General features: G+C 70.3%; 10 protein-coding genes. 8 read left to right on the top strand and 2 right to left on the bottom strand.

The genetic code is table 11. From position 1 onward, the window contains the following. The first annotated feature begins 74 nt into the window (after window positions 1–74). The 5 genes from ITP53_RS26750 to ITP53_RS26730 are packed head-to-tail and all read left to right on the top strand — an operon-like array spanning window position 75 to window position 8945. A complete protein-coding gene (locus ITP53_RS26750) occupies window positions 75–1334 on the top strand; it encodes an ABC transporter substrate-binding protein (protein WP_195898207.1) in 1260 nt (419 codons plus the stop codon). After that, window positions 1331–2257, top strand: coding sequence for a carbohydrate ABC transporter permease (locus ITP53_RS26745; protein WP_195898206.1), 927 nt, complete (start codon window positions 1331–1333; stop codon window positions 2255–2257). Before ITP53_RS26750 ends, ITP53_RS26745 begins: the two co-directional genes overlap by 4 nt. Beyond that, a complete protein-coding gene (locus tag ITP53_RS26740; RefSeq protein ID WP_195898205.1) occupies window positions 2254–3018 on the top strand; it encodes a carbohydrate ABC transporter permease in 765 nt (254 codons plus the stop codon). The genes ITP53_RS26745 and ITP53_RS26740 overlap by 4 nt, the downstream gene beginning before the upstream one ends. Next, a complete protein-coding gene (locus ITP53_RS26735) occupies window positions 3011–4888 on the top strand; it encodes a glycoside hydrolase family 127 protein (protein WP_195898204.1) in 1878 nt (625 codons plus the stop codon). The genes ITP53_RS26740 and ITP53_RS26735 overlap by 8 nt, the downstream gene beginning before the upstream one ends. A 19-nt stretch (window positions 4889–4907) precedes the next feature. Next, window positions 4908–8945: a galactose-binding domain-containing protein gene (locus tag ITP53_RS26730; RefSeq protein ID WP_195898203.1), complete on the top strand. Its 4038-nt coding sequence runs from the start codon at window positions 4908–4910 to the stop codon at window positions 8943–8945. Between the two features lie 58 nt (window positions 8946–9003). On the opposite strand, the gene ITP53_RS26725 is transcribed toward ITP53_RS26730, so the two are convergent. Together ITP53_RS26725 and ITP53_RS26720 are read right to left on the bottom strand one after the other, a co-directional pair. Continuing rightward, window positions 9004–10620, bottom strand: coding sequence for a cellulase family glycosylhydrolase (locus ITP53_RS26725; RefSeq protein WP_195898202.1), 1617 nt, complete (start codon window positions 10618–10620; stop codon window positions 9004–9006). Window positions 10621–10788: 168 nt separating this feature from the next. After that, a complete protein-coding gene (locus ITP53_RS26720; protein WP_195898201.1) occupies window positions 10789–11445 on the bottom strand; it encodes a TetR/AcrR family transcriptional regulator in 657 nt (218 codons plus the stop codon). Between the two features lie 118 nt (window positions 11446–11563). On the opposite strand from ITP53_RS26720, the gene ITP53_RS26715 reads away from it, so the two are divergent. The 3 genes from ITP53_RS26715 to ITP53_RS26705 are packed head-to-tail and all read left to right on the top strand — an operon-like array spanning window position 11564 to window position 15305. Beyond that, window positions 11564–12049 (top strand): (2Fe-2S)-binding protein, encoded by a 486-nt coding sequence (locus tag ITP53_RS26715; protein ID WP_195898239.1) that lies wholly within the window; start codon window positions 11564–11566, stop codon window positions 12047–12049. Beyond that, entirely contained in the window at window positions 12046–13041 is a 996-nt protein-coding gene (locus tag ITP53_RS26710) for an FAD binding domain-containing protein (protein ID WP_195898200.1), read from the top strand. Before ITP53_RS26715 ends, ITP53_RS26710 begins: the two co-directional genes overlap by 4 nt. After that, entirely contained in the window at window positions 13038–15305 is a 2268-nt protein-coding gene (locus tag ITP53_RS26705) for a xanthine dehydrogenase family protein molybdopterin-binding subunit (RefSeq protein ID WP_195898199.1), read from the top strand. The genes ITP53_RS26710 and ITP53_RS26705 overlap by 4 nt, the downstream gene beginning before the upstream one ends. Window positions 15306–15367: the final 62 nt, after the last annotated feature.

Genomic DNA, 15367 nt, shown 5'->3' with positions numbered 1-15367 from the left:
GAACCCTAACACCCATTGACATGCGGTCGTGTTTCTTTTACGTTTCCGAAAACCTTTAAGTCCAGGAGCACATCATGAGACGAAGGCTGGCCGGGATCTCCCTCCTCGGCGTGTTAGCGCTCACAGCGGCCGCCTGCGGCAGCGGCGGCGGCTCGCAGCCGGCGGACGGTCCCGTGACGATCACCATGTGGACCCGCGCGGCCACCCAGGCGCAGAGCGAGCGGCTGGTCCAGGCCTACAACAGCAGTCACAAGAACCAGGTCAAGCTCACCGTCATTCCGACCGACAACTACCAGCCGCGCATCGCCGCCGCGGCCGGCGCCAAGCAGCTGCCCGACGTGTTCGCGGCCGACGTCATCTTCGTCCCGAACTACACCTCCCAGGGCCTGTTCATGGACGTCACCGACAGGATCGCGGCGCTGCCGTACAAGGACGGCCTCGCGCCTTCGCACATGAAGCTGGGGACACTCGACGGGCGGCAGTACACCGTCCCGCACACGCTGGACCTGTCGCTCTGGTTCTGGAACAAGGACCTCTACACCAAGGCCGGGCTGAACCCCGAGCAGGGGCCGAAGACGCTGAAGGAGTTCGCCGAGCACGCCACCACCATCCAGGAGAAACTGGGCGGGGACGGCAAGGTGCACGGCACGTTCTTCGGCGGCAACTGCGGCGGCTGTTACATCTTCACGTTCTGGCCGTCGGTCTGGGCCGCCGGCGGGCAGGTCATGAACCCCGAGGGCACGGCCTCGCTCAACGACCAGCCGGCGATGACCGACGTCTTCAAGATCTACCGCGGCCTGTACGAGAACAAGGTCACAGGACCGACGACCAAGGAGGAGCAGGGCCCGACCTGGACCGGGTTCTTCCCCAAGGGCGAGATCGGCGTCATGCCGATGCCCTCCACCATGCTCGGCCTGATGCCGCCGGAGATGAAGATCGGCGTCACTCCGATCGCCGGTCCCGACGGCGGCGAGTCGACGTTCGTCGGCGGCGACTCCATCGGCGTCTCCGCCACGAGCCAGAACGTGGACGCGGCCTGGGAGTTCGTGTCGTGGACGGTGTCCGACCAGGCCCAGATCGAGGTGATGGCCAAGAACAAGGACGTGGTCGCGCGCACCGACCTGGCCGCCAACAAGTACTCCGCCGAGGACCCGCGGATGGAGCTGATCAACTCGCTGGTGGCCAAGGGGCAGACGCCGTACGCGCTGCGGATCGGGCAGACCTTCAACGACCCGCAGGGGCCGTGGCTGCGGCTGGCCCGCGAGGCCGTGTTCGGTGACGCCGCGAAGGTGCCCCAGCTCAACGCCGAGATCACGAAGTCACTCCAGCAATGACTTTGACGAGCAGCCGATCCGGCAGCCGATCCGGGCGGCGGCCGGCCCGCTCCGCGCCGTCCGCCCGGTGGCGGAGCAGGAAGGTCCAGGGCTGGCTGTACGCGGCCCCGACGGCCGTCATCGTGGGCGTGCTGTTCGTCGCGCCCCTGGCGCTGGTCGTGTGGATGTCGCTCAACCGCTGGCCGCTGCTCGGCCAGGCCACGTTCAACGCACCCGAGAACTATCTGAAGATCGCCGACAATCCGCTCTTCATCGACGCGCTGCTCTTCACGCTGAAGTACACCGCCATCACGACCGTCCTGCTGTCGGCCGTGGCGCTCGGACTCGCGCTGCTGGTGCAGGAGCGCAGGCCGGGCGTCGGCTTCTTCAGGACCGCGTTCTTCCTGCCTGGAGCCGTCGGCTTCGCCGCCGCCGGACTGCTGTTCTACGGGATGCTGAACAACGACTTCGGCCCCATCGACCCCATGCTGCAGGCGCTGGGCATCACCGACGAGCCGGTGAAGTGGATCGGCACGCCCAACATGGCGTTGTTCTCCACGATCACGCTGGTGTTGTGGCGCTTCGCCGGGTTCAACATGCTCATCCTGCTGACCGGCCTGCAGGCGATCCCGACCGAGGTCTACGAGGCCGCGCGGAGCGACGGCGCCAACCGCTGGCAGGTCTTCACCCAGATCACGCTGCCGTTGCTGCGCCCGACGCTGGCGCTGATGCTGATCCTCAGCATCACCGGCTCGCTGCTGGCCTTCGACCAGTTCTTCGTCTTCACCAACGGCGGCCCGGACAACAGCACGGTCTCGATGGTCATGGTCGTCTACCGCGACGCGTTCTTCCGCTTCGACCTCGGCGGCGCGGCGGCGCTCTCGGTCGTGCTGCTCGTGGCCCTCGTCGGGCTGAACACGCTGATGATGCGGAGGCTGCGGTGAAGCGTTACGTCACGTTGTCCGCCCTGGCGGTGCTCTTCCTGTTCCCGCTGGTCTGGAGCGGGTACGCGTCGCTGGAGGAACCGGCCAACTACCTGGAGATGGCGAGCTACGGCGAGGGGCTCGGCACGTACGCGGGCAACAGCGTGCTGGTCTCCGTGATGACCGTGGCGGGCACGCTGGTCGTCTCCGCGCTCGGCGGCTACGGCTTCGCCCGCTTCGACTTCCCGGGCAAGAACCTGCTGTTCCTGGCCACGCTGGCGATTCTCATGGTGCCGTACGCGACGATCCTGATCCCGCTCTACGTCCTGCTCGGCTATCTCGGCCTGCAGAACTCCCTGGTGGGGCTGTCGCTGGTGTTCGTGATGTTCCAGCTGCCGTTCGCGCTGTTCATGATGCGCAACGCCTTCGAGGCGCTGCCGCGCGAGCTGGAGGAGGCCGCGCTGGTGGACGGGTGCGGCACGTTCCGCGCCTTCTCCAGGATCCTGCTGTACGCCGTCCGCCCGGCCCTGGTCACGGTGGGCCTGTTCGCGTTCCTGGCCTCGTGGAACGACTTCTTCGCGCCGCTCATCCTGCTCAACGACGGCGCGTCGTTCACCCTGCCGGTGGCCGTGGTCAGCATGACGTCGCGCACGATGGGCGCGATCGACTACGGCATGCTCCAGGCGGGCGTCATGGTCATGGCCATCCCCTGTCTCATCCTCTTCATCGTGTTGCAGCGCCACTACGTGCGCGGATTCATGTCAGGAGCTCTGCGTGGCTAACCCTGTCCTGCCCTCATCGGGCGTCCTGTCCCCCCTCGGCCTCGACGCCGTACGGCTCTCGCCCGGCTTCTGGGGCGACCGGGTCGCGCTCAACCGCGAGGTCACGATCGCCCACTGCCAGGAATGGGAAGAACGCGAAGGCTGGATCGGCAACTTCAGGGGAGAGCGGCCCCGCCGGGGACGGGAGTTCAGCGACTCGGAGATCTACAAGCTGCTCGAGGCCATGGCGTGGGCCGACCACCCGGGGCTGCCCGCGCTGGCCGAGACCGTGGCCCAGGCGCAGGAGGGCGACGGCTACCTCAACACCCGCTGGTCGGGCAGCCGTTACACCGACTTCGAATGGGGCCACGAGCTCTACTGCTACGGGCACCTCATCCAGGCCGGGGTCGCCCGGCTGCGCATGCACGGTGAGGACCGGCTCACCCAGGTGGCCGTGCGGGCTGCCGACCACGTCTGCCGCCGCTTCATGGACGGCACGCAGACGTGCGGGCACCCCGTGATCGAGATGGCCCTGGTCGAGCTCTACCGGGCCACCGGGACCGAGCGTTACCTGGAGATGGCCCGCCGCTTCGTCGAGCGCCGCGGCCTGCCCGCGCTCGCCGACATCCCCTTCGGCCGCGCCTACTACCAGGACGACGTGCCGATCCGGCAGGCGCAGGTGTTCCGTGGCCATGTCGTGCGAGCGCTCTACCTGGCCTCCGGAGTGGTGGACGTGGCCGTCGAGACCGGCGACCAAGAGTTGCTGAAGGCGGTCGAGTCGCAGTGGGAGCGCACGGTCGCCCGGCGCACGCACCTGACCGGCGGCATGGGATCGAGGCATGCCGACGAGTCATACGGCGAGGACTACGAGCTGCCGCCGGACCAGGCCTACAACGAGACCTGCGCGAGCATCGCCTCCGTCATGCTGGCGCACCGGCTGCTGCTGGCCACCGGCGACGTGCGGTACGCGGACCTGGCCGAACGCACCTTGTACAACATGCTGGCCACGGGGGTCGCGCTGGACGGGTGCTCGTTCTTCTACGCCAACCCGCTGCGGGTGCGGGTGCCCGCGGTGCCGCTGGAGGGGGTCAATCACGCCGCCGAGGGCGGACTGCGATCACCCTGGTTCGACGTGTCCTGCTGCCCGAACAACATCGCCCGCACGCTCGCGTCGCTGCCCGCGTACGTGGCCACGGCGAGCGCCGACGGGATCAGGATCCACCAGCACACGCCGTCGGAGATCCGGCACGGCGGGCTCGCGGTGCGGGTGGAGACCGGCTACCCGTGGGCCGGCTCGGTCACCGTCCGGGTGCTTGCGGACGGGGAGGGGCGCATCGGGCTGCGCGTCCCCGCCTGGGCCACGGACGCGACCCTGGCCCGCGTCCCGGCCGCGGCCTCGGACTCCGCGGTGGCCGGGACGTCGGTCCGGGGCAGGGCGTCGGCCCTGGACGCGGCCCTGGAGGCGCCGACCGGCCCCACGCCCGTGCGCCCCGGGTACGCCCACGCCGACGGCCCCTGGCGGGCCGGCGACGAGCTCCGGCTGGAGCTGCCGATGGCGCCCAGGTGGACGTTCCCCGACCGGCGGATCGACGCGTTGCGGGGGAGCGCGGCGGTGGAGCGGGGGCCGCTCGTCTACTGCGCGGAGTCGGTGGCCGACGAGCCCCCGCTCGGCGACCTGACCGCGCGGGTGCGGCCGCCGGTCGAGCACGAGGTGGACGACGTCGTCGAGCTGGAGGTGGAGGCGGAGCTCGGCTCCGGTGACGGCGGCTGGCCGTACGCCTCCCAGCCGGACGAGCGCCCATCAGGTACGGACGTCCGTCTCCGGCTCGTGCCCTACCACCGCTGGGGCAACCGCGGCCCCGCGACCATGCGTGTCTGGCTACCGATCTGAACCCTCAGGAGAAAAGCACATGCGTAAGAAACGACGGCTCGCCTTATTGGCGGTGTTAGCGCTCACAGCGTCACTCGGCGCGGCACCCTCCCACGCGGAACCCTCCACCACGGCACCCTCCAACGCGGCCCAGGACGACCTCGGCATGCCGGTCTTCACCGGCGCCGACCCCGTGCCCGCCGAACCCGTCGGGTACCACCCGCGCAAGATGATGGAGGAGATCTACAAGAAGGAGAAGGGCGGCGACTCGTACTGGATCGACCGCATACTGGCGCGGCCGGGGAACGACCCGGCGGGGACGTGGCTGATGTCGCGTGGCCGGGCGCTGTTCATGAAGGAGCACGATCCCAGGAAGATCGGGTTCGGCGGGTACGTCGCGTACTGGGAGAGCATCGACAACCGGGACGCGTACACGATCTCGCTGGGCGGCACGCTGACCGAGGACGTGTCCAAGCGGCTGCAGATGCCCAGCCACTGGACCGGCCAGTACGCCGGGGACGGTCTGTCGGTCGGGGTGAAGAAGTTCATCACGCACGAGAACGTGGCCGTGACGACGCTGGAGATCACCAACACGGGATCGGCGGCGAAGTCGGTCCCGATCACGGTGACCTCGCCCTACGCGAAGACGGCCGACGGCGACCGTGAGCTGACCGGCGTGGTGGCGGCCAAGAACAAGCTGACCACGATCTTCCCGAGGCTCAGCGGCGACGGGCTGAAGGTCTCCGAGGGCACGCTCAAGGGCTCGGTGACCGTCGGGGCGGGCAAGACCGTGCGCACGAAGGTGCAGATGGGGTTCGTCACCGAGGAGCTGGCCGGGTCGCGGGCCGAGTACGACGGCTACAAGGGCCGCTCGCCGGAGAAGGCGCTGCGGCGCCAGCTCCAGGACTACAACGCCTGGTGGGCCGAGAACCTGCCGTACATCGACGTGCCCGACGAGAACATCAAGAAGTCCGTGTACTACCGCTGGTGGCTCATGCGCTTCAACTTCCTCGACGCCGACATCCCAGGGAACGACTTCCAGTTCCCGACCTCGGTGGAGGGGGCGCTGGGCTACAACAACGCGATCGTGCTGACCGTGCCGATGTTCGTCCAGGACCTGAAGTACCTGCGTGACCCGATCTACTCGTACGGGCCGTGGGTGTCGGCGGGTGAGGTCTCGCGCAACTCGAAGTACACCGACAATCCGGGCGACCCGGAGAACTGGTCGAACAGCTACACGCAGTACATCTCGGCGTCGGCGCTGGAGAGCTACCAGATCCACGGCGGGCAGCCGTCGATCCTGCGCAACCTCGCCAGGTACGCGGAGAAGGACGTGTACGGCCAGCTCGACGCCTACGACTCCAACGACAACGGCGTCATCGAGTACGACTGGGAGGCGATGACCGGCAACGACGCCGACGCCGTGTCGTTCCACTACTACGACCGGGCGAACGAGCGGCTCGAAGGCGCGTACGTCTACGCCAACGCGATGGCGGCGGCGCAGGCGTACGAGCTGTCCGGCGACGCGGCCAAGGCGGCCGAGATGCGCGGCGTGGCCGACAAGGTCAAGAACGGCATCCTCACCCTGCTCTGGGACGAGGAGAACAACCTGTTCAAGCACCGCGACCTGCGGACGGGCAACCTGATCCCGTGGAAGGAGTCGAACAACTACATCCCGTACGCGACCGGCCTGGTCCCGACGGACGACCCGAAATATCGGGAGGCACTCCGCTTGTGGGCCGATCCTGCGGAATATCCGATATTTCCTGCTTACACCGCCAACCAGAAGGACAAGGCGGAGGCCGCCGCGGCCGGCAAGCCCGGCTCCAACAACTTCTCCCAGATCAACTCGACCAGGAACTTCGCCCTGTTCTCCAAGGCGATGCGCCAGTACGCCAGCCCGTACATCACGGCCGAGCAGTACAAGCAACTGCTCTACTGGAACGCCTGGTCGCAGTTCGTCGGCGGTGACACCCGCTACCCCGACGCCAACGAGTTCTGGGCGGACTGGAACCCGGCCACCAAGACCATCGACTACCGCTCCTGGATCCACCACACGATCCTGGGCAGCAGCAACTGGACCGTGATCGAGGACGTCATGGGCCTGCGGCCGCGCTCGGACGGCAAGGTCGAGCTGTGGCCGGTGGACATCGGCTGGGACCACTTCAGCGTCAACGGCATCGACTACCGGGGCAGCGATCTCACCATCGTCTGGGACAAGCCGGGCGACGGCACGACCCACTACGCCGGGGTGCCCGAGGGCTACTCCATCCTCATCGACGGCAAGCGCAAGGTCACGCTGTCGGGGCTGGCGCACGCCGTCTGGGACCCCAGGACGGGCGGTGTCGAGGGCGGGCAGGTCGTCCACGCGGAGAAGGCGCCCGCGATGAAGAGCCCCGGCGACGTCGAGCTGTCCGGCGACCGCGTCGAGGACCTGTTCCAGAAGGCCGGCGTGGACCTGCGCGCCGACCGCCAGAACCTGGTCGAGTCCGCCACCGCCTCACACGGCGACCCCGCCGGGGCGGTGGACGGGTTCACGATCAACGAGCCGTACTGGGGGAGCGCGGGCTCGGGCGAGGCCAAGGACTGGCTGGAGGTGGATCTCGGCTCGGCGCGCAAGGTCGACCAGGTCAAGCTCTACTTCACGAACGACCGCAAGGCGGGCGGCTACAGCGAGCCAGCGTTCTACTCGGTGCAGTACCAGGACGGCGGCACCTGGAAGGACGTGCCCCGCCAGGCCAGGGAGCCGGTCTACCCGCGGGCGAACCTCAACGAGGTCCGCTTCCCTGCCGTCACGACCGCGAAGCTGCGCGTGCTGGTCACCCACCGGCCCGGCTACGCGACGGGTCTGAAGGAGGTGCAGGTCTACCGGACCGGCGCGGACGCAGGCTCGGTCGCCAACCGCGCCCCGTACGTGCTGGCCGTGCCCGATCCCACCTTCGGCCGTCCGGGCCAGGCCAGGATCGAGGCGGTGGTCAAGGACGACGGGCTGCCTTCCGGCACGCTCACCACGCAGTGGTCCAAGGTGGAAGGACCCGGTGAGGCGTTCTTCAGCCAGCCGGCCGGGACGACCACGGTGGTCTCGTTCTCCGAGCCGGGGACGTACAGGCTGCGGCTGACCGCCACGGACGGCGGGCGTGACACCTCCGCGACCGTGACCGTCACCGCCGGCGCGCAGGGCGAGCAGGCGAACGTGGCGCCCGCCGCGACGCCCACCGCCTCCTACACCTCCTCGTGGGAGCGGGTCACCGCCGTCAACGACGGCATCGACCCGCCGCGCTCCAACGACGGCGCCAACCCGCGCTGGGGCACCTGGCCGCAGCAGGGCACGCAGTGGGTGCAGCTCGACTGGCCCGCTCCGGTGAAGGTGGACAAGGCCGACGTGTACTTCTTCGACGACGGCGGCGGCGTCCGGGTCCCGGCGTCGTGGAAGATCCAGCGGTGGGACGGCGACTCGTTCGAGGACGTCACCGGTGTCTCGGCGTACCCGAGGGCGGTGGACGCCTACAACACCGTCTCCTTCGACACCGTCACCACCTCGAGGCTGCGCATCCGGCTCGAGTCGGGCGGCGCGTCGGTCGGGTTGCTGGAGTGGAAGGTGTACGCGGTCCCGCCGGACTCGGTGCGTCCCGTGCACGTCCCGACCCTGGCGGGCACGCTGCCGAAGCTGCCCGCCACCGTGGAGACGCTGTACGCGGACGGCACCCGAGGCCAGACGTCCATCACCTGGCAGCAGGTGACGCCCGGCCAGGTGGAGACCGGCGGCACCAGCTTCACCGTGGCCGGCCTCGCCGAGGGCGTGCGCGCGCCCGCCCAGGCGACCGTGTACGTCAGGACGACCTCGGAGGTGACCGTCACCTCGATCGCCGAGGAGGCGGTCACCACCCGGGCCGGGGTGGCTCCCGTGCTGCCGAAGACCGTCGTGGCGACGTACAACGACGGGTCGAAGGACAGCGCGGTCGCCGTCACGTGGGAGGCGATCAGCCCTGACCGGTACGCCCAGCCGGGCACGTTCCCGGTGAACGGGACGGTGCCGGGCACGACCGTCACGGCCAAGGCCACGGTCACCGTCGAATAGCACGATTTGTCGCGTGAGCCCCGTCCCCGGCGCTTCGGCGGGGACGGGGCTCACCGCGTCAGGAGGCGGCGCAGGTGTAGGCGCCCGGGGTGGCGGTGTTGCCGTTCGGGCGGCTGACCTGGAACCCGAAGGAGGTCGCGGCGCCCGCGGCCAGGGTGCCGTTGTGGCTGACGCTGCGGGCCGTGACGGTCTGCCCGCTGCTGGTCAGGGTGGCGTTCCAGGAGCCCGTGACGGTGTGGCCTGCGGGCAGTGTGAACGTGACCGTCCAGCCGGTGATGCCCGAGGTGCCGCCGTTGGTGACGGTGACCGGCTGCACGACGTAGCCGTTGTTCCACTGGGTCTGCACGGTGCCGGTGGCCGCGCAGCCGCCACCTGGGTTCCCGCCGCCCGACGTGGTGGTGAACGTGGTGGCGGGGGAGTTGCCCGACAGGTTGCCCGCGCCGTCGCGGGCGCGTACGTACACCTGGTACTGGGTGGACGCGCTCAGCCCGGTCAGCGTGATCGAGTTGGTCGTGCTCTGGCCGAGCAGCGTGTCGTTGGCGCCCTGTTCGCGGTAGACGTTGTAGCCCGCCAGGCCGGAGCCGCCGGAGTCGGTGGAGGCCGACCAGGTCAGCGCGGCGCCGCCGGCGGTCACGCCGGCGGCAGACGGCGTGCCCGGCGTCGTCGGCGCGGTCGTGTCGTCACCGCTGCCGCCGCCGAAGAAGGTCGCCTCGCGCGAGGTCTGGCCGATGCCGTTCGCGCCGTTGAAGATCCGCTGGCCCCAGGAGGTCAGGCTCGCGGCGTTGAAGTTCGTGACCATGTCGAGGTACTCCACGCCGCCGCCGTTGCCGCTCCACGACCAGCCGATGTAGCCGAGGCCGCGCGTCTGGGCCTGCGCCATGATCGTGTCCTCGTCGGGGTCGCCGTCGGAGTGGTTGTGCCCGAACTCGCCGATCACCAGCGGCAGCCCCGCGCTCTGGAAGGCGTTCAGGTACGCGTTGATCTCCGCGGCCGTGTCGAAGACGCCGTACATGTGGACGGAGAAGACCGTGTTGTGCTGCGTGTCCGCGTCGAACACCGACTGGGCGTTGTCCCGCATGGTGAACTGCCAGTCCTGGCCCCAGTTGGGCGCGTCGACCATCAGCAGGTGCTGGAACCCGATCGTGCGCATCCGGGTGATCGCGTTCCTGGTCGCGGTGGTCCACCCGGAGACGTTGTTGTTGCCGTAGGGCTCGTTGCCGATGTTGAGGACGATGAAGTCCTCGGTGCCGGTCAGCGCGCTCCTGACGCTGCTCCAGTAGTCGACCGCCTGGTCGAGCGTGTACGCCCCGCTCTGCTCGCCGTAACCGGTGGTGTCGTGGTTCTCGAGCACGCATATTAACCGGTTCTGCCGGCAGAGCGAGACGACGTTCGCCACGTCGGACGCCCCATTGGGGGCCCACCTGCCGCCGCTCAGCACCACCCGTACCGTGTTGGCGCGATAGGACTTGATGCCGGAGAAGGAGGCCGTCTGACTGGCGAACCAGGTGTGCGCGTGGCTGACGCCGCGCATGACGAACGCGTTCCCGTTGGCTTCCATGATCCTGGTGCCGCTGACCCGCAGCCCGACCGCGGCGCGCGCGGCGTCGGGGACGATCAGCATCGAGACGAGGAGCGACAGCAACGCCGCCGCCACGAGCCCGAGTCGCTTGCTCATGAGGGGACCCCTTCTTTCGGGAGATTAACCGGTTATGTATCCGGTAATCGGGCCCTCTGTACAGCGCGGCCACGAAGGGGCGGCACGCGCTCTGGAGCGGGCGGTGCCGGCGACTTGGGAAGACGCCTCAGCGGGGTGGCGCGCGGGGGCTCGGTGAACCTGAAAGTTTCACCTGATCAACGGCAGCCCGGCGGCGAGCGCGCGCAGGGCACGGGTGAGCGAGGGCAGCAACTGGGGGCAGGCCGCGGCCAGATCGGGGTCCTCGGCGTACACCTGGGCGAGCGTGGGAGGCGGGTTGGCGACGGGGTAGAGCATGCCGGCGATGAGGGCGGCGCCGGAGACCAGCTCAGTCGCCTCGGCCTCCGTCAGGTCGCAGTGCCGGGAGATCTCCGCGCCGATGCCGGCGGCCACGCCCAGCACCGTGTGCTTGAACGTGCGGGCGGCGGGCACGGAGACGTTGTGTTCGAGGCTGGTCGCGGAGTGGCTGAGCAGGTCGCAGAACAACGGCCTGAGCACGATCGTCTCCGCCAGCGCCGCCATCAGCGCGTCCGTGCCCGGATCCGGGTCCCGCTGGAGGCGGTCGGAGACGTCGGCGGACCACAGCTCCCACTCCTCGGCGGCCAGGATCAGGTAGATCTCCTCGCGGGTGCCGAAATAGCGCACGATGTTGGACTTCGCCAGGCCGACGGCCTCCGCGACCGCGCCCAGACTGACGTTGCGCACGCCCGAGTTCAGGGCGAGCTCGCGCGCGGCGGCGAGGATCGCCTCGCGCCGCTGCTGCTTGTGCTCCGGCCGTCTGGCCCGGAGAAATGCCGACCGTGTCATGTCGTTGCCAGCATACGGCGCTACTTAATAGGACAGTGTTCTCTTGTTAAGGAAACGCCGTTCTGTTAGCGTTCCCGGGAAGAGTTCCGATGGAAGGAAACGCGTGACCGAGATACGCATGCGGGTGAACGGCGCGACTCACTCGCTCGACATCGAGCCGTGGGTCAGCCTGCTCGACGCCCTGCGCGATCGCCTCGGCCTGACGGGTTCGAAGAAGGGCTGCGACCAGGGCGCCTGCGGCGCGTGCACGGTCCTCGCCGACGGCGTGCGGATCAACGCCTGCCTGGCCCTGGCCGTCCAGTACGCGGACAGCGAGATCACCACGATCGAGGGCATCGCGGCGGACCAGAGCGGCCGGTCGCTGCAGGAGGCGTTCGTCCGCCACGACGGGTTCCAGTGCGGCTACTGCACCTCGGGCCAGATCTGCTCGGCGGTCGCGATGCTGGCCGAGCACGCGGCGGGCATGCCGAGCGCCGTGACCGAGGACCCCCCAGGAAGGACCGGCCTCACCGATACGGAGATCAGGGAGCGCATGAGCGGCAACCTGTGCCGCTGCGGCGCCTACAACGGCATCGTCGACGCCATCAGGGAAGTGGCGTCATGAGACCGTTCGCGTACGTCAAGCCGCTCGACGTCGCCGAGGCCGTGCACGCTGTCGCCACCGAGCCGGGCGCGAAGTTCCTCGGCGGCGGGACCAACCTGGTCGACCTGATGCGCGAGGGCATCGAGCGCCCGGACACCGTCGTGGACGTCGGCGGGCTGCCCCTCGACACGGTGGCGGAGCTGCCCGGCGGCGGGCTCCGCGTCGGCGCGCTGGTGCGCAACAGCACCCTGGCCGCCGACCCCCTGGTCCGCGCCCGCTACCCGATGCTGTCGCAGGCGCTGCTCTCCGGCGCCTCGGCCCAGCTCCGCAACGCGGCCACGGTCGGCGGCAACCTGCTGCAGCGCACCCGCTGCCCCTACTTCTACGACGAGGCCGCCGCCTGCAACAAGCGGGCGCCGGGCAGCGGCTGCGACGCGCTCGGCGGGTTCAACCGCTCCCACGCCGTCCTGGGCGTGAGCGACAGCTGCATCGCCACGCATCCCTCCGACATGTGCGTGGCGCTGGCCGCGCTCGACGCGGTCGTCGAGGTGGAGAGCGTACGCGGCGCGCGGCGGATCCCGCTGGTCGGCTTCCACACGCTGCCCGGCGAGACGCCGCAGGCCGAGACCGTGCTGGCCGCCGACGAGCTGGTCACGGCGGTCGAGCTGCCGCCCACGCCGTTCGCCGCCGCCTCCCGTTACCGCAAGGTGCGCGACCGGGCGTCGTACGCGTTCGCGCTGGTCTCCGTGGCGGCGGCCCTGAAGGTGCGGGACGGGACGGTGGCGGCCGTCCGCCTGGCGCTTGGCGGGGTCGCCCCCACGCCGTGGCGGGCGCACGAGGCGGAGCGGATCCTGCTCGGCGGGCCGGCGACCGAGGAGGCGTTCGCCCGCGCGGCCGAGGCTGAGCTGGCGCCCGCGACCGTCCAGCCGGGCAACGCGTTCAAGACCGGCCTGGCCCGCGCCACGATCGTGGCCACGCTGCGCGAACTGAACACCGGAGGGCCCACGGCATGACCACCAAATTCGCGGAGACCGAGCAGCGGACCGCCTACGTCGGCAGGCCCCTCGACCGGCTCGACGGCACCGCCAAGACCACCGGCGAGGCCAGGTTCGCGGCCGAGCACCCGTATCCGGGCCTGACCCACGCCGCGCTCGTCCACGCCACCATCCCCAGGGGCCGCATCACGGCCGTGGACACCGAGGCGGCGCTGGCCGTGCCCGGCGTGATCGCGGTGCTCACCCACGAGAACGCCCCCGCCATGAAGGCCCGCCGCCCGACCGGCCTGCCCAACATGGACGCGCTGGTGGTCGGCACGACGGTCAACTACCTGGCCACCGACGAGGTCCACTGGAACGGCCAGCCGGTGGCGGTCACGGTCGCCGAGACGCCGGAGGCCGCCCGGCACGCGGCGAGTCTGGTGCGGCTCACGTACGTGGAGCTGCCCGCCGTGGTGGACTTCGCGGCCGAGGAGCGGAACGCCGTCCCGCAGAAGGGCAGCGCGCTGCAGTCGGCGCGAGCCGGCAAGGGGGACGCGCCGGCGGCGCTGGCCGCCGCGCCCGTGACGGTGGACCTGCGCTTCACCACGCCGCCCCACGCCCACAACGCGATCGAGCCGCACGCCACCACCGCCGTGTGGGACGGCGACCGCCTGACCGTGCACGAGGGCTCGCAGAACATCGCCTGGATGCGCAGGCACCTCGCCTGGCGGTTCGGCGTTCCCGAGCGGGGGATCCGGTTGCTGTCCCCCTACGTGGGCGGCGCGTTCGGCGGCAAGGGGATGCTCTGGGCGGGCACGCTGCTCGCCGTGCTGGCCGGCCGCGCCACCGCCCGCCCGGTACGCCTCGCGCTCAGCCGGGAGGCCGTCTACCACACGGTCGGTGGCCGGACCCCGAGCATCCAGCGGGTCGCGCTCGGCGCATCGGCGGACGGCAGGCTGACCGCGCTGATCCACACCAGCGTGGCCAGGACCGGGCGCGTGGGCGGCAATCCCGAGCAGATCACCTCCGCCTCCAAGCACCTCTACGACTCCCCGAACATCCATCTCGCCCAGAGCATCGTGCCGCTCGACCTGCTGCCCAACACCTCCATGCGGGCCCCGGGCGATTCCATCGGCACCTTCGCCCTGGAGTCGGCCATGGACGAGCTGGCCGGCGAGCTCGGCCTCGACCCGATCGAGCTGCGGATGCGCAACGAGCCCGCGCGCGACCCGCTGGGCGGCAAGAAGCTTTCGCACCGGATGGTGCGGGAGGCGTACGCGCTGGGGGCCGAGCGGTTCGGCTGGCGCGAGCGCGATCCGCGTCCCGGGTCCATGCGGGACGGGCGGTGGCTGGTCGGCATGGGGGTGGCCACGGCGTACCATCCGTCGATGCGGTTGCCGGGCAAGGTGGCGGTGCGGCTCTCGGCGGACGGCGGGGTCGTGGTGCGGTCGGCGTTCCACGAGATGGGCATGGGCACGGCCACCGCGCTGACCCAGATGGCCGCCGACGAGCTGGGCGTGCCGCTCGCGGCCGTACGCGTCGAATACGGCGACTCCGACCTGCCGCCCGGCCCGCTAGCGGGCGGTTCCGCGCAGACGGCGAGCCTGGCCGCGGGCCTGGTGGAGGCCGTCGGCAAGCTCAGGCGGTCGGTGCTCGCCCTGGTGCGGCGCGCGCCCGGGTCACCGCTGCGCGGGCTCAGGCCGGACCAGCTCGAAGCCCGCGACGGTGGCCTCTACCAGGGCTCCCAGGGCGAGACGTACGCCGCGATCCTGGCCCGCGCGGGCCGCGACCACCTGGAGGCCGAGGGCGGGACCGGCCTGCTCGGGTTCGTGGTCCAGGCCGTGCGCGAGAGCAGGAGCTGGGTGCGGGCGGCGACCGGCGCGCAGTTCTGCGAGGTGCGGGTCGATCGGGACACCGGTGAGGTACGCGTGTCCCGCTGGCTCGGCGTGTTCGACGTCGGCAGGGTGATCAACGCGAAGACGGTCGCCTCGCAGCTGCGCGGCGGCATCGTCATGGGCCTCGGAATGGCGCTGTCGGAGCAGACGCTGGTCGATCCGCGTACCGGCCGGATCGTGAACCCGAGCCTGGCCGAATACCACGTCCCCGTGCACGCCGACGTCCCGCGCATCGACATCCACTGCCTGGACGATCCGGACCCGACCATGCCGCTCGGGCTGGTCGGGGCCGGCGAGGTGGGCATCACGGGCGTGGGCGCCGCGGTCGCGAACGCCGTCAGGCACGCCACCGGCAAGCGGATCACCGACCTGCCCATCACCCTGGACAAGCTCCTGCCGCTGTGACCCCGGATCGGCGTGGGCGGTGAGGAACCCGGACGATCGTTCTCTACGCTTCCTGGAGAACG

Origin of the sequence: Nonomuraea cypriaca, from assembly GCF_015645445.1 — a bacterium.
GTDB classification, from domain to species: Bacteria; Actinomycetota; Actinomycetes; order Streptosporangiales; family Streptosporangiaceae; genus Nonomuraea; species Nonomuraea cypriaca.
The sequence above is the reverse complement of the archived record's forward strand: the minus strand, read 5'-3'. Positions and strand labels throughout refer to the sequence as shown.

Excerpts from the sequence above, each read along its gene's own strand:
- ITP53_RS26710 (WP_195898200.1), top strand. The coding sequence starts at position 12,046 with ATGAGACCGTTCGCGTACGTCAAGCCGCTCGACGTCGCCGAGGCCGTG.
- ITP53_RS26725 (WP_195898202.1), bottom strand. The coding sequence starts at position 10,620 with ATGAGCAAGCGACTCGGGCTCGTGGCGGCGGCGTTGCTGTCGCTCCTC.
- ITP53_RS26705 (WP_195898199.1), top strand. The coding sequence starts at position 13,038 with ATGACCACCAAATTCGCGGAGACCGAGCAGCGGACCGCCTACGTCGGC.
- ITP53_RS26720 (WP_195898201.1), bottom strand. The coding sequence starts at position 11,445 with ATGACACGGTCGGCATTTCTCCGGGCCAGACGGCCGGAGCACAAGCAG.
- ITP53_RS26730 (WP_195898203.1), top strand. The coding sequence starts at position 4,908 with ATGCGTAAGAAACGACGGCTCGCCTTATTGGCGGTGTTAGCGCTCACA.
- ITP53_RS26745 (WP_195898206.1), top strand. The coding sequence starts at position 1,331 with ATGACTTTGACGAGCAGCCGATCCGGCAGCCGATCCGGGCGGCGGCCG.
- ITP53_RS26715 (WP_195898239.1), top strand. The coding sequence starts at position 11,564 with ATGCGGGTGAACGGCGCGACTCACTCGCTCGACATCGAGCCGTGGGTC.
- ITP53_RS26750 (WP_195898207.1), top strand. The coding sequence starts at position 75 with ATGAGACGAAGGCTGGCCGGGATCTCCCTCCTCGGCGTGTTAGCGCTC.